Annotated in this window: 18 protein-coding genes and 1 pseudogene; 15 read left to right on the top strand and 4 right to left on the bottom strand. The window is 71.4% G+C overall.

Going from position 1 to position 18,642, the window contains the following annotated elements; translation table 11 throughout:
- Window positions 1–77 precede the first annotated feature (77 nt).
- Both pulA and M1L60_RS37900 read right to left on the bottom strand, forming a co-directional pair.
- Window positions 78–2,903: pseudogene (pulA, locus tag M1L60_RS37905) on the bottom strand (pullulanase-type alpha-1,6-glucosidase); the annotation flags it as partial.
- A gap of 46 nt (window positions 2,904–2,949) precedes the next feature.
- On the bottom strand, window positions 2,950–3,339 hold the full coding sequence (locus M1L60_RS37900; RefSeq protein ID WP_253242400.1) for a DUF6841 family protein: 390 nt from the start codon (window positions 3,337–3,339) through the stop codon (window positions 2,950–2,952).
- A gap of 185 nt (window positions 3,340–3,524) precedes the next feature.
- Here M1L60_RS37900 and acnA point away from each other — a divergent pair, with 185 nt between their 5' ends.
- The 7 genes from acnA to M1L60_RS37865 all read left to right on the top strand — a co-directional run bounded on the left by acnA (window position 3,525) and on the right by M1L60_RS37865 (window position 10,577).
- On the top strand, window positions 3,525–6,302 hold the full coding sequence (gene acnA / locus M1L60_RS37895) for an aconitate hydratase AcnA (RefSeq protein ID WP_253242439.1): 2,778 nt from the start codon (window positions 3,525–3,527) through the stop codon (window positions 6,300–6,302).
- A gap of 210 nt (window positions 6,303–6,512) precedes the next feature.
- Window positions 6,513–6,920 (top strand): pantetheine-phosphate adenylyltransferase, encoded by a 408-nt coding sequence (gene coaD, locus M1L60_RS37890; protein WP_253242399.1) that lies wholly within the window; start codon window positions 6,513–6,515, stop codon window positions 6,918–6,920.
- A gap of 37 nt (window positions 6,921–6,957) precedes the next feature.
- Window positions 6,958–7,497 (top strand): sigma-70 family RNA polymerase sigma factor, encoded by a 540-nt coding sequence (locus M1L60_RS37885; protein WP_253242398.1) that lies wholly within the window; start codon window positions 6,958–6,960, stop codon window positions 7,495–7,497.
- Window positions 7,494–8,549 (top strand): hypothetical protein, encoded by a 1,056-nt coding sequence (locus tag M1L60_RS37880; RefSeq protein ID WP_253242397.1) that lies wholly within the window; start codon window positions 7,494–7,496, stop codon window positions 8,547–8,549. Before M1L60_RS37885 ends, M1L60_RS37880 begins: the two co-directional genes overlap by 4 nt.
- Window positions 8,546–9,442, top strand: coding sequence for an ABC transporter ATP-binding protein (locus M1L60_RS37875; protein WP_253242396.1), 897 nt, complete (start codon window positions 8,546–8,548; stop codon window positions 9,440–9,442). Before M1L60_RS37880 ends, M1L60_RS37875 begins: the two co-directional genes overlap by 4 nt.
- A complete protein-coding gene (locus M1L60_RS37870) occupies window positions 9,439–10,281 on the top strand; it encodes a DUF2705 family protein (protein WP_253242395.1) in 843 nt (280 codons plus the stop codon). Before M1L60_RS37875 ends, M1L60_RS37870 begins: the two co-directional genes overlap by 4 nt.
- 50 nt (window positions 10,282–10,331) lie before the next feature.
- On the top strand, window positions 10,332–10,577 hold the full coding sequence (locus tag M1L60_RS37865) for a DUF2630 family protein (protein ID WP_253242394.1): 246 nt from the start codon (window positions 10,332–10,334) through the stop codon (window positions 10,575–10,577).
- Between the two features lie 61 nt (window positions 10,578–10,638).
- Here M1L60_RS37865 and M1L60_RS37860 read toward each other — a convergent pair whose 3' ends face one another.
- Together M1L60_RS37860 and M1L60_RS37855 are read right to left on the bottom strand one after the other, a co-directional pair.
- Window positions 10,639–11,556 (bottom strand): serine protein kinase RIO, encoded by a 918-nt coding sequence (locus M1L60_RS37860; protein WP_438862201.1) that lies wholly within the window; start codon window positions 11,554–11,556, stop codon window positions 10,639–10,641.
- A gap of 148 nt (window positions 11,557–11,704) precedes the next feature.
- Complete coding sequence (locus tag M1L60_RS37855; protein WP_253242393.1) at window positions 11,705–12,355, bottom strand: HAD family hydrolase; 651 nt, start codon at window positions 12,353–12,355, stop codon at window positions 11,705–11,707.
- A gap of 164 nt (window positions 12,356–12,519) precedes the next feature.
- On the opposite strand from M1L60_RS37855, the gene M1L60_RS37850 reads away from it, so the two are divergent.
- From M1L60_RS37850 to M1L60_RS37815, 8 genes are all read left to right on the top strand, one after another.
- Window positions 12,520–13,098, top strand: a complete 579-nt coding sequence (locus M1L60_RS37850; RefSeq protein WP_253242392.1) for a TetR/AcrR family transcriptional regulator — start codon at window positions 12,520–12,522, stop codon at window positions 13,096–13,098.
- 69 nt (window positions 13,099–13,167) lie between these two features.
- Window positions 13,168–14,070 (top strand): TIGR04222 domain-containing membrane protein, encoded by a 903-nt coding sequence (locus M1L60_RS37845; RefSeq protein WP_253242391.1) that lies wholly within the window; start codon window positions 13,168–13,170, stop codon window positions 14,068–14,070.
- 55 nt (window positions 14,071–14,125) lie between these two features.
- Entirely contained in the window at window positions 14,126–14,950 is an 825-nt protein-coding gene (locus tag M1L60_RS37840; protein WP_253242437.1) for an MbnB/TglH/ChrH family RiPP precursor modification enzyme, read from the top strand.
- Window positions 14,947–15,405, top strand: a complete 459-nt coding sequence (locus M1L60_RS37835; RefSeq protein ID WP_253242390.1) for an SCO6045 C-terminal-like domain-containing protein — start codon at window positions 14,947–14,949, stop codon at window positions 15,403–15,405. The genes M1L60_RS37840 and M1L60_RS37835 overlap by 4 nt, the downstream gene beginning before the upstream one ends.
- 19 nt (window positions 15,406–15,424) lie before the next feature.
- Window positions 15,425–16,174: a helix-turn-helix domain-containing protein gene (locus tag M1L60_RS37830; RefSeq protein WP_253242389.1), complete on the top strand. Its 750-nt coding sequence runs from the start codon at window positions 15,425–15,427 to the stop codon at window positions 16,172–16,174.
- Window positions 16,175–16,206: 32 nt separating this feature from the next.
- Window positions 16,207–16,965, top strand: a complete 759-nt coding sequence (locus tag M1L60_RS37825; RefSeq protein ID WP_253242388.1) for an SDR family oxidoreductase — start codon at window positions 16,207–16,209, stop codon at window positions 16,963–16,965.
- Window positions 16,966–17,154: 189 nt separating this feature from the next.
- Window positions 17,155–17,697 carry a G/U mismatch-specific DNA glycosylase gene (gene mug / locus M1L60_RS37820; protein WP_253242387.1) on the top strand — a complete coding sequence of 181 codons (543 nt, stop codon included), beginning with the start codon at window positions 17,155–17,157 and terminating at the stop codon, window positions 17,695–17,697.
- A 346-nt stretch (window positions 17,698–18,043) separates the two neighbouring features.
- A complete protein-coding gene (locus tag M1L60_RS37815; protein WP_253242386.1) occupies window positions 18,044–18,601 on the top strand; it encodes a TIGR03086 family metal-binding protein in 558 nt (185 codons plus the stop codon).
- The last annotated feature ends 41 nt before the right edge of the window (window positions 18,602–18,642 follow it).

Here is an 18,642-nt window from a genome sequence, read left to right as displayed (position 1 = left end):
CCCCCGCCCATCCTTTCGCAGAGCGCAGGCGAGCGCGACCCCTCACAGCCATCCGGAAGTGGACTCTCAGCTGAACCTCAGGCGGCGTCGGCCACGAAGACGGCCACCGATCGGGCCGGAACGGTCAGGGTGCCGGCCGACGCCTTGGCCGTCCGCAGCACCGGATCGGCCGATTCGGTCAGTTCCGGATGCGGGCGCAGGCCCTCGGAGACGCCGGGGACGGTCTGGACCGTGGACTCGTCGGTGGTGTTGAAGACCACCACGAGCTGGCCCCAGCGCGGGTCGAGGCCGGTGCCGTCCAGGCACATCACGATCACGCCGGGGGTCTCGCCCGGACCGCCGAGCGGGAAGGTCAGGCGGCGCTGCACCTCGTCGGCCGTGGGCAGCCCGAACACCGGGGACGAGCGGCGGATGCGCAGCAGCTCGCGGTAGCGCTCGGCGGTCAGCTCGATGACGTCGGGCGGCGGGACCAGCGCGGGTTCGGCCAGCAGGGGGCGGGCGCGGGGCCACTGGTCCTCGTTCTCGAGGGCCGGGGGCAGGCCCAGGCCGAAGCCGTTGCCCAGCGCCGGGTCCCACCGGATCTGGTTGAACCAGTCGCCGGAGTTGTGCGAGTTGCGGTCGAGCGACTTGGAACGCAGCCGTTCGCTGCCCATCGCCACGAAGCCGGCGCCCTGGCCGAGCACGACCAGCGCCAGCGCCAGGACCTGAAGCCGGGCCCGGTCGACGGCCGCGGTGGCGACCGGCAGCTTGAAGGCCAGCGCGTCGTACAGGATCTCGTTGTCGTGGGCGTCGACGTAGTTGATCGTCTCGCCCGGAGACAGCGCGTAGCCGCTGGGGGCGCCGTTGTAGTCGACCTGGGCCCCGCTCTGCTCGGCCCCGGTGTGGGTGGTGAAACGATAGGTGGCCAGACCGCCGGCCAGGCCGACCTTGATCCGGTCGTGCACGACCAGCGGGGCCGACGAGCCGAGCCCGGTGGCGAAGCCGGGCACGCCCGGGTCGCCGAACGAGCCGCCGCCGCGGGCCGCGTCGCGCAGCCGGTCGTTGAACGTGGCGATGCCGGTGCCGGCCATGTTGACCTGGGTGGCCTGGGCGAACCGGGCGTCGTGGGCGACCTCGCCGAAGTTCCAGCCCTCGCCGTAGAGGCAGATGTCCTTGCCGTCGGGCAGGTGGTCGAGGTTGACCCGCACCTCGAGGATGTTGGCCCGCGGGTGGTGGCCCATGAGGTCGAAGCGGAAGCCGTCGACCTTGTATTCGCGGGCCCAGGTGAGCACCGAGTCGACGACCAGGCGGCTCATCATCATGTGCTCGGGCGCGGTGTTGGGGCAGCACGTGGACTCGGCGGTCGAGCCGTCGGCCAGCAGGCGGTGGTAGTAGCCGGGGACGAGCCGGTCGAGGACGCTGAACCGGTCGAGCCCGTCGCCCATCGTGTGGTTGTAGACGACGTCGAGCACGACGCGCAGGCCGGCCGCGTTGAGGGCGGCCACCATGCGGCGGAACTCGAGGATGCGGGACGGGCCGGCCGGGTCGACGGCGAAGCTGCCCTCGGGCGCCGTGTAGTGCCAGGGGTCGTAACCCCAGTTGAAGCCGTCGGAGGCGGCCACGGCCATCACGGCGCGCTGCTGCTCGGGCGAGTCGGGCGGCAGGGCGGCCAGGTCGCAGTCGGGGGTGGCCTGGTCGGCCCGGCGGTCGGGCACGCTGCCGAAGTCGAACGCGGGCAGCAGGTGGACATGGGTCAGACCGGCCTCGGCCAGCGAGCTCAGGTGGCTCATCGAGGCCGAGCCGGGGCGGGTGAAGGCCGCGTAGGTGCCGCGCTCGGCCGGCGGCAGCGAGTGGTCGAAGATCGAGAAGTCGCGGATCGACACCTCGCTGATCTGCATGCGGGCCGGGGCGACCGCGGGCGGCTTGGCCAGCGTCTCCCAGCCGAACGGCTTGAGCGCGGGGTCGGCCAGGTCGACCAGCAGGCTGTGGGTGGAGTCGGCCGCCAGGGCCAGCGAATACGGGTCGGTGACGCTGGTGGTGACCACACGCTGGGCCGACGGGTGCCACACCTCGACGCGGTAGCGGTAGTAGCGGCCCAGCCACTTCGGCTTGAGCGCGGCCGTCCAGACGCCGGTGAGCGGGTCGCGATCCATCGGCACCAGGCGGGGCTCGTCGGCCGGGGTCTTGGACAGCTCGAGCTCGACCGCGCGGGCCGTGGGCGCCCACACCGACAGGCGGGGACGCTCGTCGCCCAGGATCAGGCCGAGCTCGGCGTCGGCGGCGTCGGCGTACAGGTCGTCGAGCACGCCCGGGATCTGCACGGCGGTCAGCGCGGTGACCTCGCCCGCGGCGTCGCGCCCCTCGACCAGCACCGGGCCCCGGAGCAGCTCGCCCAGGGCGGCGTCGCCCATCTCCCGTACGGAAAAAGCGCGGTAGGCCCGCAGGTGGGGGAACCGGCGGCTCTGGGCCTGGAAGAGCCCGCCCGGGCGCGCGGTGAGCGGGACCGCGGCCTCGCCCAGCAGCGAGAACGTGACGGCCCGCTCGGCCAGCCAGGCGGGCAGGGCGATCGTGGTGCGGTCGACGAAGACGGCGAACGCGCGGGCCCGGTCGACCTCGGGGCCGAGCGAGCCCAGCTCGGGCCGGACCGGTTCGACGAGACCGGCCCGCAGCCACACCTCGCGGGCCCGGGTGAGGTCGAGCCGCTGATCGTCGGGGAGATCTTTCTCGTCGCCGCGGTGGAGCACGAAGCGCAGGCCGATGGCGTCGTCACGGACGGGAACGGCGAAAACGGCGCCGAAATCGTCGAACGAGGCCGGATCGAGCGGCCGGCGCCAGTCGGGTTTGGTGATCGTGCCTTCCCAGGCGTGCAGGCCCCAGCCGGCGTAGTCGCCGGCGGGCCGCTGGTAGTGGATCACCACGACGTCGGGAGAGCTGATCACCTGGCCATACTCGCACCAGGGTCCGACAGTTTCAGCGCGTAGCGATGACCGTGGTGATTCTCGGCCCATCCGCCCCGAGCCGCAGCAGATAGCTGTAACTCTCCCCCGGCACGGCATTTCCTCGCGAATCGAGATATTCCCACTCGACCGACACCAGGCTCAGGGCGGACGACAACGTCTGCACGTCGAGCAACTGAGCGTGTGCGGCCACGATCTGACGTTCGTCGTAGCTGGGGGCGGCGCCGAGGAACGACAGCGCGACCGCGGCCGGCGAGGCGAACGTGAAGCTGTAGGAATCGGAGACCACCATGCCCGGCAGCGCGTAGCAGTTGGCGATCGCGGCCACGTCTCCGCTGGTCAGAGCGGTGGCGTAGCGGCCGAAGAACTCGCTCAGCGAAACCAGGTCAGCAGGCGCCTTCACGTTTCGAGATGTGCCCGGGGCGCGACCGGGGTAAACGTGAGAGGAGGGCGACCCCGCCTTGCGCAGGCTTACAAGACGGACGTACGGTTTATGAACAACCGTGAACCGAGAGTTAGGTATGCCTAACCCGAAGGCCGCCCTTTCGGTGCGAAAGACTTGAATGACAGTCGCTGGGTGTGAAGGAGATGACGGTGGCCAGCCTCGACACCTTTGGTGCGAAGAGCGAGCTCCGCGTCGGTGACGCGAGCTACGAGATTTTTGCGATCGACAAGGTCGAAGGGCACGACCGCCTGCCCTACTCCTTGAAGATCCTGCTGGAGAACCTGCTGCGGACGGAGGACGGCGCCAACATCACGGCCGACCACATCCGCGCGCTGGGGGGCTGGGACCAGACGGCCGACCCCAGCGTCGAGATCCAGTTCACCCCGGCCCGGGTGCTGATGCAGGACTTCACCGGCGTCCCCTGCGTGGTCGACCTGGCCACGATGCGTGAGGCCGTGAAAGACCTGGGCGGCGACCCGACCAAGGTCAACCCGCTCGCCCCGGCCGAGCTGGTCATCGACCACTCGGTCATCGCCGACCTGTTCGGCCGCGAGGACGCGTTCGCCCGCAATGTCGAGCTGGAGTACCAGCGCAACCGCGAGCGCTACCAGTTCCTGCGCTGGGGCCAGACCGCGTTCAACGAGTTCAAGGTCGTGCCGCCCGGCACGGGCATCGTGCACCAGGTCAACATCGAATACCTGGCCCGTACGATCATGGAGCGGAACGGCCAGGCCTACCCCGACACCGTGGTCGGCACCGACTCGCACACCACCATGGTCAACGGCCTCGGTGTGCTGGGCTGGGGCGTCGGCGGCATCGAGGCCGAGGCGGCCATGCTGGGCCAGCCGGTCAGCATGCTGATCCCGCGCGTCGTCGGCTTCAAGCTGAGCGGCGAGATGCCGGCCGGCACCACCGCCACCGACCTCGTGCTGACGATCACCGAGATGCTCCGCGAGCACGGCGTGGTCAGCAAGTTCGTCGAGTTCTACGGCCCCGGCGTCACCGCCGTGCCGCTGGCCAACCGGGCCACGATCGGCAACATGTCGCCCGAGTACGGCTCGACCGCGGCGATCTTCCCGATCGACGACGAGACGATCAAGTACCTCAAGCTGACCGGCCGCTCCGACGAGCAGGTGGCGCTGGTCGAGTCGTACGCGAAGCGGCAGGGCCTCTGGCTCGACCCGGACGCCGAGCCCGATTACTCCGAGAAGCTCGAGCTCGACCTGTCGACCATCGTGCCGTCGCTGGCCGGCCCGAAGCGCCCGCAGGACAGGGTGCCGCTGAACGCGGCCAAGCCGATGTTCCGCGACGCGCTCACCAACTACGTGCAGGCCAACGGCCCGGCCGACGAGGCCAGCGAGGAGTCGTTCCCGGCCAGCGACCCGCCTGCCAACCACGAGGACTCGGCGACCGACAAGCCGCACATCTTCAGCGCGGCGCGCAACGCGAACGGCCGCCCCACCAAGCCGACCCTGGTCAAGGGCGAAGACGGTGTGGAATACGAGCTCGACCACGGCGCCGTCGTGATCGCCGCCATCACGTCCTGCACCAACACCTCGAACCCGCAGGTCATGATCGGGGCGGCGCTGCTGGCCAAGAAGGCCGTCGAGCGGGGCCTGACCCGCAAGCCGTGGGTCAAGACCACGCTGGCCCCCGGGTCGAAGGTCGTCTCCGACTACTACGACCGGTCCGGCCTCACGCCCTACCTCGACAAGATCGGCTTCAACCTGGTCGGCTACGGCTGCACCACCTGCATCGGCAACTCGGGCCCGCTGCCCGAGGAGGTCTCGGCCGCGGTCAACGAGGCCGACCTGACCGCCGTCAGCGTGCTGTCCGGCAACCGCAACTTCGAGGGCCGGATCAACCCCGACGTCAAGATGAACTACCTGGCGTCGCCGCCCCTGGTCGTGGCGTACGCGCTGGCCGGCTCGATGGACATCGACATCACCACCGAGCCGCTGGGCACCGGTTCCGACGGCCAGCCCGTCTACCTGAGCGACATCTGGCCCAGCGCCAAAGAGATCGACGACGTCATCGCTTCCGCGATCGGGGCCGAGGGTTTCAGCACCGCGTACGCCGACGTCTTCGCCGGCGACGAGCAGTGGCAGTCGCTGCCCACGCCCGAAGGCAAGACCTTCGAGTGGGCCGACGACTCGACGTACGTCCGGAAGCCCCCATACTTCGAGGGCATGCAGCCGTCGCCGCAGCCCGTTTCCGACATTTCGGGTGCTCGGGTGCTGGCGAAGCTCGGCGACTCGGTCACGACCGACCACATCTCGCCGGCCAGCTCGATCAAGCCCGACTCGCCCGCCGGCAAGTACCTCGCCGAGCACGGCGTGCCGCGGCACGAGTTCAACTCGTACGGCTCGCGCCGGGGCAACCACGAGGTCATGATCCGCGGCACGTTCGCCAACATCCGGCTGCGCAACCAGCTGGTGCCGGGCGTCGAGGGCGGCTTCACGGTCAACCACCTCACCGGCGACCAGACCACGATCTACGACGCCTCGCAGGCCTACCAGGAGGCGGGCATCCCGCTGGTCATCCTGGCCGGCAAGGAGTACGGCTCGGGCTCGTCACGCGACTGGGCGGCCAAGGGCACGATGCTGCTGGGCGTGCGCGCGGTCATCGCCGAGAGCTACGAGCGCATCCACCGCTCCAACCTGATCGGCATGGGCGTGCTGCCGCTGCAGTTCCCGCCCAAGACCAACGCCGAGTCGCTCGGCCTCACCGGCACCGAGACCTTCACGATCACCGGGGTGACGGCGCTGAACGACGGCGAGATCCCCGGCACGGTCAAGGTCCGCACGGACACCGGCGTCGAGTTCGACGCCGACGTCCGCATCGACACCCCCGGCGAGGCGGACTACTACCGCCACGGCGGCATCCTGCAGTACGTGCTGCGCAAGATGCTCAACAGCTAAGTCGTCCGGCCGAAGCCCCGCCTTTCGCACCTGGGAGGCGGGGCTTCGCTTTATCCACAAACACGCGTTGTCCACATGGCGGGCCGGCTTGTCGTGCCCCCTGAGCCGCCAAAAACGTAAGATCACCGGTGGACGGGGGCCCCCGGGAGGGTGGGCGCTGGGTTCGGGAGGCACGGCGTGAGGCGCCGCGGCGGGACTTAAGCTCGGGCCATGTCCCGCGCGGTCTATCCCGGCACCTTCGACCCGGTCACGCCCGGCCATCTCGACGTCATCGAGCGCGCCCGCCGACTTTTCGACGAACTGACCGTGCTCGTGGCCGTCAACGCCGCCAAGCAACCGACCCGCGAGAGCGAGGCTCGGGCCGCTGCCGTCCACGCCGCCCTGCCAGCCACCTGGCACAACGTCACTGTCACGGCGTGGCGCGGGCTCACTGCCGACTACTGCCACCAGCACAGCGCCGACGTCATCGTCCGCGGCGTCCGCAACACGACTGACGTACGGCATGAGCAGGAGCTGGCGGCCATGAACCAGTCCCTGGGTGTTCCCACACTTCTCATCCCGGCTCGCCCCAACCTCGCCACCGTGTCGTCGACGGCTGCGCGGGCTTTTCCGGGCTGAGCTGTCACAACCGCGGCGGCGGCGGTGCTAGAGAGGCATGGACTTAGCACTGGCCCACGGCGGGAAGGACAGCGTGGCCCTGTCGAGACGCAGCCCGGTGGCCCGGGACGACCTGGAGCAGGTGTTCCGGGCCGCTTATCCGCGGGTGGTGGCCGTGGCCGCCCGTGTCCTGGGTTCGCGCGACGAGGCGGAGGACGTCGCGCAGGAGGTTTTCCTGACCTTCGGGCGCTCGGACGTGCCGGCGGGCGAGGCCCTGCCCTGGCTCTCCGTGGCGGCGGCCCACACTGCCCTCAATCACATCCGTACGGGAAAACGCCGCGCCGGCCGTGAGCAGGCCGCCCGGCCGCACGAAGCGACGGTGCCCGACGTCGCCGACGCGGTGGTGGCCGCGGAGGAACGGCGCCGCGTGCGGGCCGCCCTGGCGCGACTGCCCCGCAAGCAGGCGGTCGCGCTCGTGCTGCGGCACAGCGGCCTCAGCTACGCCGAGGTGGCGGCCGCCCTCGACCTCTCCCCCGGCAGCGTCGGCACCACCGTGCGGCGCGCCGAATCCGCTCTGCGCAAGGAGTTGACCTCATGACGCGCCACCCGAACGACGGCGTGCTGCGCCGGCTGGTGGACGAGCCGCTCGGTGTGGCCGACACCGATCGCGAGCACGTCGCGAACTGCCCGATCTGCACCGAAGGAGTGGCCATGGCCCAGAAAGACGCCCTTTTCACGGCCGAGGCCCTGCCCGCTGAGGCCGACGTGGATGTCGACGCCGCCTGGCGCCGGCTGGCCGCCGCCGATCCCGGCCGGGCGCCCAGCCGGACGAGGCGCAAATGGCGCAGTCCGATCATCGCCGGTGCCGCCGTGGGCGTGCTGCTGGCGGGGGCGGGCGCGGCAGCCGCGGGTGACTGGTTCCAGATCTTCCGGACCGAGCGCATCGCCCCGGTCACCGTCCACCAGGCCGACCTGATGGCCATGCCCGACCTGTCGTCGTGGGGCGACGTCGAGATCACCTCCCGCCCGCAGATCCATCCGGTGGGGGACGCGGCCGCCGCCGAGAAGGAGAGCGGCCTCGACCTGCCCGAGGTCGCCGAACTGCCCCGCGGGGTGACCGGCGAGCCGTCGTATCAGGCCGGGAAGCGCATCAGCGCGAGCTTCACGTTCCGGGCGGCCAAGGTCGCGGCCTTCGCCCAGAAACAGGGTGAGACTCCACCGACGATGCCGGCCGGACTGGACGGGAGCAGCTTCCGGTTGACCGCCGGGCCCGGCGCGGCCACGGTGTGGTCGAGCAAGCAGGGCGTCCCGTCCATGATCGTGGCCCGGGCGGTCGCTCCCACCGCGTACTCGACGGGGGTGCCCTTCGTGACGGCCCGCGACTACCTGTTGTCGCTGTCGGGTCTGCCGGCCGACGTGGCCGCGCAGTTGCGCCGCTTCACCGCGGACGGGACCACGCTGCCGCTGCACGTGATGCCGGAGGAGATGACGAGCGAGCCGACCGACGTCGGCGGGGCGCCGGCCACCCTGCTGAGCTCGAGCGACGGGGTGATGAGCGCGGTCGTCTGGGTCCGCGCCGGCACGGTCACCTTGGTCGCCGGCTCGCTGAGCGGCGACGAGGTGCTGACGGTGGCCCGGGGGCTGCGGTGACGTCGCCCGCGGTGTGGGCCTCGGGCCTGCGGAAACGGTACGGGAAGCGACAGGCCGTGGACGGCGTGACGTTCGAGGTGGGCCGGGGCGAGGTGGTCGCTCTGCTCGGCCCGAACGGCGCGGGCAAGACGACGGTCATCAAGATGCTGCTCGGTCTGGTCAGGCCGGACGCGGGCGAGGTCATGCTGCTGGGACGGCCGGGAACGGATCCGCAGTCGCGGGCCCGGGTCGGCTATCTGCCCGAGCTGTTCCGCTACCAGCCCTGGCTGACCGCGGCCGAGGTGCTGCGGCTGCACACCCGGCTGGCGAGCGTGACCGTCCCGGCGGCGGAGCAGCAGGACTGCCTCGGCCTGGTCGGGCTGGCCGACCGGGCCGGGGACCGGGTGGGCGGGTTCTCGAAGGGCATGCAGCAGCGCCTCGGCCTGGCGGTCGCGCTCGTAGCCCGTCCGGAACTGGTGGTTCTCGACGAACCGACCAGTGCCCTCGATCCGATCGGGCGGGCCGACGTGCGGGATCTGCTGCTCTCGCTGCGCGAACGGGAGGTGGCCGTGCTGCTCAACTCGCACCTGATCGGCGAGGTGGAGCGGGTCTGCGACCGGGTGGTGATCCTCGACCACGGGCGGGTCGCCACCTCGGGGACGTTGGCCGAGCTGCTCGGGCAGCGGGAGTTGCGACTGCGCCTGGAGGGGGTCACGGCCGAGGCCGAGAGCTGCCTGGGCTCGTACAAAAAAGAGGGCGACCAGTACGTCGTGCCGATCATCGACCTCGAGACCGTGCCCGACCTGGTGGCCGCGCTGGTGAAACTCGGCGTGCGGGTGCACGCGGTCGAGCCGGGCCGGATCACCCTCGAGGAACGGCTGCTCGACATCATCCGGAGCGGGGAGACCTCATGAGGATCGTGCTGACCGTCGCCGGTCTGACGCTGCGCGAGGCGGCCCGCCGCCGGGTGCTGCGGTCGCTGGCCGTGCTGACGATAGTTCTGCTGTCGTTGAGCGCCTGGGGGTTCTCCCGCATCAACGCCGAGTACGGCGGCCTGACCAGTGGCGAGTCCAAGCTGGCGGCCGCCCTCGTGCTCAACCTGGTGATGTTCGGGCTGAGCCTGATCGCCGCGCTCGGCACGGCGTTCCTGGCCGGTCCGACCGTGGCCGGGGAGTCCGAGTCGGGCATCGCGCTGGCCGTGCTGGCCCGCCCGGTCCGGCGCGCGTGGGTGCTGCTCGGCAAGTGGCTCGGGCTGGTCGCGTTCGGGGCCGGTTTCGTGGCCGTGGCCGGCGCCGCCCAGCTGGTGATCGTGCAGGTCACCACCGGTTACTGGCCGCCCGACCCGGTGACCGGGCTGGCGTTGCTGGCCGCCCAGTCGGTGACGCTGCTGACGCTGGGCCTGTTGCTGTCCACGGTCATCTCGCCGATGGCCTCGGGCGTGGTGGCGGTCGGTCTGTTCGGCGCCACCTGGATCGCGGGTGTGGTCGGGGGTCTCGGCCAGGCGCTGGGCAACGCGAGCGTCGAGCGGATCGGCACGGTCTCGCAGATGCTGCTGCCGACCGACGGCCTGTGGCGGGGCGCGATGCGGGCATTCCAGGACCCGACGCTGATCTCGCAGTTCAGCGAGGCCTTCCAAGGGCACCCGTTCCTCAGCTCGTCCCCGCTGACGGTCGCCTATCTGCTCTGGGCGCTCGTCTGGGTCGCTCTCGTGCTGGCCCTGGCCGGACTGGCCTTCCAGCGCCGCGATCTGTAGTGACGACGGTGACGTCCCACCTCGGGAGATCAGCGCATAGGCTTCCCGGCATGGATGACAAGACGGTGCTGAGCCGGATCCACGGCCTGGTCGATGAGGAGCACAAGCTGCGCGAGCAGCTGAGCAGGGGCGAGATCTCCTCGAGCGAGGAGCACGCCCGGCTCAAGGAGATGGAAGAGGCCCTGGACCAGTGCTGGGACCTGCTGCGCCGGCGCCGGGCGGCCCGCGAGGTGGGCAACAACCCCGACGCCGAGCAGGCCCACAGCGTCGGCGAGGTCGAGGGCTACCTGCAGTGACGCGGCGCCGGCCGCGGCCGCCCGGATCGGGGCGGTCGCGGCCGGAACCCTTGACGGCACCTCACTTGAGGCCCGCCTCGTAGAGCAGCCGCTCGAGCAGCTCGTCCGCGTCCACCTTCAGCCCGCGCTGGGTGAACCAGGCCGAGACGTTGCGCACGTCGCGCGCGATGAAGTCGCCGCCCTGCGGGTTGGCCACCACGTCCACGATCTGCGGCAGGTCGATGAGCACCAGCCGCCCCTCGTGCACCATCGTGTTGTAGGGCGAGAGGTCGCCGTGGGCCACCTGCGCGCGGGCCAGCACCGACAGCGCGTCGGCCATCTGCCGCCACAGGTCGGCCAGCTGGTCGGGGTCGGCCCGCACCTGCGCGAGCCGGGGCGCCGCCTCGCCGGTCTCCCAGTCGCCGATGAACTCCATCATCAGCTCGGTGCCGATCAGCTGCACCGGGTAGGGCACCCGCACCAGGCCGCTCTCCAGGCCGACCTGCCACAGGTGGGTGAGCGCGCCGAACTCGGCCATCGCCCACTGGCCGGCGATCATCTCTTTGCCGAACGAGGTGCGGTTGGTCATGGCCCGCATCTCGCGGGAGCGGCGGACCCGGCGTCCCTCGAGATAACCGGCGTCGCGGTGGAAGAGCCGGTGGTCGCCGTCGCGGTAGCGCTTGGCGGCCAGCATGCTCACCTTGTCGGTGTCGGGCACTTCCCGGCGTACGAGGTACACGTCGGCCTCTTTGCCGGTCTTCAGCATCCCGAGCTCGGTGTCGACCGCGGCGTGCTCGGTGCGTACCCAGTCGGGCCGAGGCACGGGACCGTGCAACGCGCCGTCCCAGGTGGACCAGCCATCGCCGGTGTCGGGCAGGTCGGGGTCTTCCTTGAGCTGCGGCCCGGGGCCGCCCCGCTTCTGGAAGGTCAGATCGTCGTCGTCGAACTTGCGGCGGCCGCGGCGCATGGTGGACGGGCCGAAAGAGTCGTGCTCGCGCACTGGAGGGTCTCCTTGAGAGAGGAAGAAGAAAGGTGAATCCGGACACGGGTCATCACAACGACAGCCATGCGTTCACACCTCCCTCTCTCAGGCCCTGTGCGGGCGACCGGGATACCTTCGCGCACCCTCTCGAGGCGGCGCAACCTATTTAACGAGCGGCGGCCATGATCGCCGAGATGCCCTGGATCACGTTGCCGACGATCTCGGTCGGGGCGAACCGGTTGTCCACCCATTCGCGGCCACGATGCAGCCACACGCTGGGCAGACCCATGGCGGCGGCCCCGCCGATGTCGGCCTCGGGACTGTCGCCGACCACCCACGCGCCGCCCAGGCGCATCCGCACCCGCTGCGCGGCCAACGCGAAGATGCGCGGGTTGGGCTTGCTCACGCCGGCCTGCTCGGAGATCACCCAATCGGCGACGTAGCGGTCGAGACCCGTACGCCGGATCCGGACGTCCTGGATCTCGGCCCGCCCGTTGGTGACCACGACCGGGACCAGGCCGGCGTCCTTGGCGATCTGCAGCGCGCAGCCGACGAGCGGGTCGAGCTTCTCGTAGGCCAGCGGACCCTCGTGCAGCTCGTCGACGAGGTCGATCGACGGAATGGTGAGCCGGTAGCGGTCGCGGATCAGGTCGGCCAGGTCCCAGCGCGAGGTCAGACCGTCGGCGTCGACGGAGAGTAGCCAGTCGAGGTCGTCCTGGGCCGCCCCGATCTCATCGAGGAATCCCTTGGCCCACAGCCGGAAGGCACCGCTGCGGTCGAGCAGGGTGTCGTCTAGGGCTATCAGGACAAGAGGCACCCGGGCACTTTACGTGAGCGGGGAGGGCACCGAACAGTCCAGGACTGTCAACAACTCACGGGCGGGATGGGGGAATTCGCGCCATCCGTCCCTGGGCTGCGCACTCTTGCCAAGACGTACGTACGGATTGCATACGAATGGTGGCCCGTGACACGATCCTGGACGTGCCCCGAGTGAGTCAGGACCAACTGGACGCCCGCCGCTCCGAGATCCTCGCGGCGGCCCGTGACTGTTTCGCCCGGTTCGGCTACGAGGGTGCGACAGTGCGGCGGCTCGAGGACGCAACCGGGCTGTCCCGCGGTGCGATTTTCCACCATTTTCGCGACAAGGAATCCCTCTTCCTGGCCGTGGCCGAGGACGACGCGGCCGCCATGGTCGAAACCGTCGCCCGCAACGGCCTCGTCCAGGTGATGCGCGACCTGCTGGCCCGGGCCGGCGGCAGCGAGGGCGACACCGCCGGCTGGCTCGGCACCCAGCTCGAGGTCTCCCGCCGGCTGCGCACTGACCAGGCCTTCGCCAAACGCTGGACCGAGCGGTCGGCCGCCATCGCCGACGCCACCCGCGAGCGGCTGCAACGCCAACGGGAGGCCGGTGTGCTGCGCGACGACGTGCCGGTCGAGGTGCTCACCCAGTTCCTCGAGCTGGCGTACGACGGTCTGGTGCTCCACCTCGCCACGGGCCGCCCGCCCGGCGAGCTCAGCCGGGTCCTCGATCTGGTCGAGGAAGCCGTCCGAAGGGCCTGATCACAGACGTTGCACGGGTCTGCACAATAAGGGCCAGACGCGCTGCGACAAGCACGGGAGGTCTGGTCCATGAACGACACCTGGGGTATCTCCGGTCCGACCTTTCTCACCTACTTCATCGGGGCCACGATCGCGATCGCGATCATCGCCGCCGTGCACCGCAAGGCCCTGTTCCGCGGCGACCGTTCGGCCCGGGTCGACAACCTGGGCCCGCAGCAGGTGGCCTATCTCAACGGCGGCGACCGGCTGGCCATCTACTCCTCGATGGGCGGCCTGCGGGCGGCCGGCGCGCTCGGCACCGGGCCCGGCCGCATCCTCGTCCGCACCGGCCCGCTGCCCAGCGGCGTGACGCCGCTCGACAGCGCCGTCTACAACGCGGCCGGCAACGGCGTACGCACGCGTGACCTGCCCAACGACCAGTGGGTCGCCTCGGCCGTCGAGCAGCTGCGCGACAACCTCGAGCGCACCGGCCTGGCGGTCAGCGCGGGCAAGATGCGCGAGGCCCGGCTCTGGGTGCTGGCCGGCCTGGCCCTCGTCGCGATCGGCATCGCCCGGGTCGTCGCTGGCATCGGCAACGACAAGCCGGTCACCTTCATCGTCATCGCCACGATCGCCGCGTTCGTCGTCACGCTGACCCTGCTGCGCACCCGCCGCTGGGCCACCGACGCGGCCCACAAGGGCCTGCGCGACCTGCGGTACAAGCACAACTACCTGGCCCCGAGCAACTCCCCGTCCTACGCGACCTACGGCGCGACCGGGGCCGCGATGGGGGTCGCGCTGTACGGCGGGGCGGCGCTCTACTCGATGGACCCGGCGTTCGCGGCCGAGGCCGAGGTGCAGCGCATCGCGGCCACGGGCGGCGCGGCCGGCAGCAGCGGCGGCAGCGACGGTGGCAGCAGCAGCTCGTGCAGCAGTGGCAGCTCGTGCAGCGGCGGCAGCTCCTGCGGCGGGGGCGGCGGCTGCGGTGGCTGAGCAGCCTCCCTCGTACGGGGTGGGGATCGGGCGGCTGCCCTCGTACGGGGTCGGGATCGGGTCGCGGCCCTCGTACGGGGTCGGGATCGGGTGGCGGCCCGAGATCGCCGGCTTCGTCGAGGGCCTGCCCGGGCTGCGCTTCGCCGAGGTGGTGGCCGAATCGGTGCACGCGCACGGCGAGCTGCCCACCGGCCTGCAGGTGCTGCTCGACCGCGGGGTGACGATCATTCCCCACGGCGTACGCCTGTCCCTGGGCGGCGCCGAGCCGGTGGACCCGGCGCGGGTCGAACACTTCGCCGCCGTGGCCGAACGCCTGCGGGCGCCGCTGATCAGCGAGCACATTGCTTTCGTACGGGCCGGAGGCATCGAGGCGGGCCATCTGCTGCCCCTTCCCCGTTCGCGGGAGGCGGTCGACGCGGTGGTGGCCAACGTGCGGCGGGTGCAGGCGGCGGTGCCGGTGCCGATCGCGCTGGAGCCGATCGCAGCCCTGTTCGACTGGCCCGACGACGAGCTGACCGAGGGCCAGTTCCTGACCGAGATCCTCGACCGCTCGGGCGCCCAGCTGCTGCTCGACGTGGCAAACGTGTACGCCAACGCCCGTAACCGGGGGACCGATCCGGCTGAGCTGCTCGACCAGCTGCCGTTGGAGCGGATCGCGTACGTCCATGTGGCGGGTGGGGCCGAGCATCAGGGGCTCTATCACGACACCCACACCGACGCCGTGCCGCAGCCGGTGCTCGACCTGGTGGGCGCCCTGTGCGCCCGGCACGTCCCGCCCGCGTTGATGCTCGAACGCGACGGCGACTATCCGCCCGCGGCCGCCCTGGCCGCCGATCTGGACGCCATCGCCAAGGCCTCCGGCTACCCCGTCATCACATGACGACGCCGGCTTCCGACTCGTCGGGCCTCGCGGCGCGGCAGGCGGCCCTCGTCGAGGCGTTGACGGCGGGGCGGCCCGTGCCCGAAGGGATCGACGGCTTCCGTTTCGAGGCGGCGCGGCTGGCGCTGCTGCGCAAGCGGGCGGGCGAGGTCGCACGGCAATGGCCGATGCTGGCCGCGGCCTTCGGCGATCGGTGGAAACGAGAGTTCTCGAGCTGGGCCGCCGTCCGGCCGACCGAGGGCTCCCTGCGCGACGGCTGGGACCTGGCCCGCGACCTGACCCGGCGCGGCGCCCTGCCCCCGGCCGCCGCGGCCGAACTGGCCCAGCGCGAGGCCGCCTGGCACTACGACAGCACGGCGGCGCCGCGGTCCCGCCGCGGTCCTGCCCTCCGCACAGCCGGCGGCGCCACCGCTCTCCAAGTGGCCGGCCGGGTCTGGCTCCTCCGCCGCCCCTGACGCCGCCTACGCTGCGGGGATGAGCGGGGTGGGCGAGCTCCTGCGGGGGTGGCGGGCGGATCGGCGGCTGAGTCAGTTGGAGCTGTCGGTGCGGGCCGGGGTGTCGGCCCGGCATCTGTCGTTCCTCGAGAACGGGCGGTCCCGGCCGACGCGCGACATGATCCTGCGGCTGGCCGAGGAGTTGAAGGTGCCGTTGCGGTCTCGCAACGAGCTCCTGCTGGCCGGGGGCTTCGCGCCGGCGTACGGGGAAACCGCTCTGGACGGTCCGCCGCTGGCCACGGTGCTGGCGTCGTTGCGGGACGTGCTGGCCGGGCACGCGCCCTACCCGGCCGTGCTCGTCGATCGGCACTGGACGATGGTCGATGCCAACAGCGCGGTCGCCCGGTTCACCGACGGGTGCGCGGGATGGCTGCTCGAACCGCCGGTGAACGTGCTGCGCCTGTCGCTGCATCCGGACGGCATGGCGCCGCGCATCGGCAACCTGGGCGAGTGGCGGGCCCACGTGCTGCACCGCCTCGATCAGCAGGCGGCGGTAACCGGTGATCCGGTGCTGCGCGAGCTGCGGTCGGAGCTGACGGCCTATCCGGGCGGCCTGGCTGGCGACGGCTCGCCGCCGAACGGCCTGGTCGTGCCGTTGCGCTTCGACGGCCTGTCCTTCTTCAGCGTCACCTCGGTTCTGGGCACGCCGTTGGACGTGACCCTGTCCGAGCTGGCCATCGAGTCGTTCCTGCCGGCCGACCCCGACACGGCGGCCGCTCTGCACCGCTGAATCCGGGCCCGTCCGGTGGCAGGATCGACGGCATGGATCTCGGGCTGGCTGATCGTGTCTACGTCCTCACCGGAGCCTCGCGCGGCTTGGGCTTCGCCACCGCCGAGGCGCTGGTGGCCGACGGCGCCAAGGTGGTGATCTCGTCGCGCGACGAGCAGCGGGTGGCCGAGGCGGTCGGCTCCCTCGGCGAAGGCAACGCGGTGGGTGTGACCGCCGACCTGGCCGACCCCGAAGCCCCGCGCCTGCTCATCGACACGGCCGTCGAACAGTTCGGGCGCTTCGACGGCGCCCTGATCTCGGTCGGCGGCCCGGTGCCGGGCCGAGCCTCGGCCCTGAGCGACGAGCAGTGGCGCGACGCCTTCGAGACGGTGTTCCTGGGCACCGTCCGGGCCGCCCGGACCTTCGCGGCGGCCCTGCCCGAGAGCGGCGCGATCGCCCTGGTCCTGTCGACGACGGTCAAGACGCCGCTGCCCGGGCTGGGCCTCTCCAACGGCCTGCGCCCCGGTCTGGCCATGGCCGCGAAGGACATGGCGGACGAGTACGCCCCGCGCGGCGTCCGCATCGTGAGCCTGCTGCCGGGCCGTTTCCTCACCGACCGCAGCATCGAACTCTTCGAAGCCACCGGCGACGCCTCCAGCGCCGCCGCCGAGGTGGCGGAAACCGTCCCCCTGCGCCGCATGGGCGAACCGGCCGAGTTCGGCCGGGTCGCGGCTTTCGCCCTGTCCCCCGCCGCCAGCTACATGACCGGAACCACCCTCACCATCGACGGCGGCGTCCTCCGCACCCTCTGACCAGCGCGGCCGTCCACCGCTGCTTCGACCAGCGCGGCTGTCCCCACACCCTCCGGCCGCCACGGCGTCGTCCGCACCTCTGATCGCCGCAGCGTCATCCGCACCCCTGAACGCCACGGCGTCATCCGCACCCCTGAACGCCACGGCGTCATCCGCACCCCTGAACGCTGCGGTGGATAGGCTTGTTCGGTGTCTGCGCCTACCGCGGCGGAGGTGGCGGCGGCCGGTGACCGCACCATCCCCGATCTGATCGGCCCGGATCTCCGGGTGCTCTTCTCCGGCATCAACCCGAGCCTGTACTCGGCCGCGACCGGTCACCACTTCGCCCGCCCGGGCAACCGGTTCTGGCCGGCCCTGCACCGTTCCGGTTTCACCGAGCGCCAGTATCACCCGTCCGAGCAGTTCGAACTGCCGTCGCTGGGTCTGGGCATCACGAACGTGGTCGCCCGGGCCACCGCCCGGGCCGACGAACTCTCCCCCGCCGAACTGATCACCGGCGGTGAGGTGCTGGCCGCCCTGACCGAGCGGTGGAAGCCCCGCTACCTGGCCATCCTCGGCGTCACGGCCTACCGCACCGCGTTCGCCAAGCCGAAGGCCGCGATCGGCCCGCAACCCGAGCACATCGGCGGCGTGCCGGTCTGGGTGCTGCCCAACCCGAGCGGCCTCAACGCCCACTACACAGTGGACACCCTCGCCGACGCCTACGCCGATCTGCGCAACGCCACCGCCTGACCGCAGCATCGGCCCGGAGGCCCCTCACCCGGCGGCCATCCGCCACACCGCCCGGCCCGGACGACGCCCGACCTCAAACCCCACTCGACCGCCGATCGTCGTGCAGGTCGCCTGCGGCCCGACGTAGAGCGGCACATCCGCGACGCCGACAGCCGCGCGATCAGGCAGCGTCGACGTCTGACCGTGGAGCCCGCACTTGACCGCTACCCACGGCACGGCCAACCACACAATCACGGCAGGGCGGCGCCCAACCCGAGGCCCGCACTCCACCGCCACCCACAACATGGCCAACCACACGATCGGGGTGGAGCGGCGCGGAGGACGCGGTTGTCGCTACGGTCGAGGCATGACTACCGAGATCAGCACGTTGATGGCGGCGGCGGCTGAGCGGACTGTCCCGATCGTGCAGGGCATCCGCGACGATCAGCTCGGCGATCCGACGCCGTGTGAGAAGTTCCAGGTTCGTGATCTGCTCAATCATCTCTTTCAGGTGGTCGTCGGCTTCCAGGGCGCCGCGCGCCGGGAAGCGCTCGACTTCTCCAGCACCCCCGACTCCCTCACCGAGGGGTGGCGGGACAGGTTCGCCACCGAGACCGAGCGCATGATCGCCGCCTGGTCGGATCCGGCCGCGCTCGACGGGATCTCGCCCGGCATGGGCATGCCCCAGCCCCTCGTCGCCAACCTGGCCCTGGCCGACCTCACCGTGCACGGCTGGGACCTGGCCACCGCCACCGGCCAGCCCTATCAACCGGCCGACGTGGCAGTGGACCATCTGATGCCCTTCGTCGAGCAGATGGCCCCGACCGGTCGCCAGATGGGCGCCTTCGGCGCCGAGGTGCAGGCCCCGGAAGACGCCGGCACCTTCGAACGCCTCTTGGCCCTCAGCGGCCGCACCGCCGCCTGACCCACCGGGGCCCCGCCCGGCCGCCCGACCCATGCGGGGCG

The sequence above is a fragment of the Paractinoplanes aksuensis genome (assembly GCF_024137025.1).
Classification (GTDB): Bacteria; Actinomycetota; Actinomycetes; order Mycobacteriales; family Micromonosporaceae; genus Actinoplanes; species Actinoplanes aksuensis.
The sequence above is the reverse complement of the archived record's forward strand: the minus strand, read 5'-3'. Positions and strand labels throughout refer to the sequence as shown.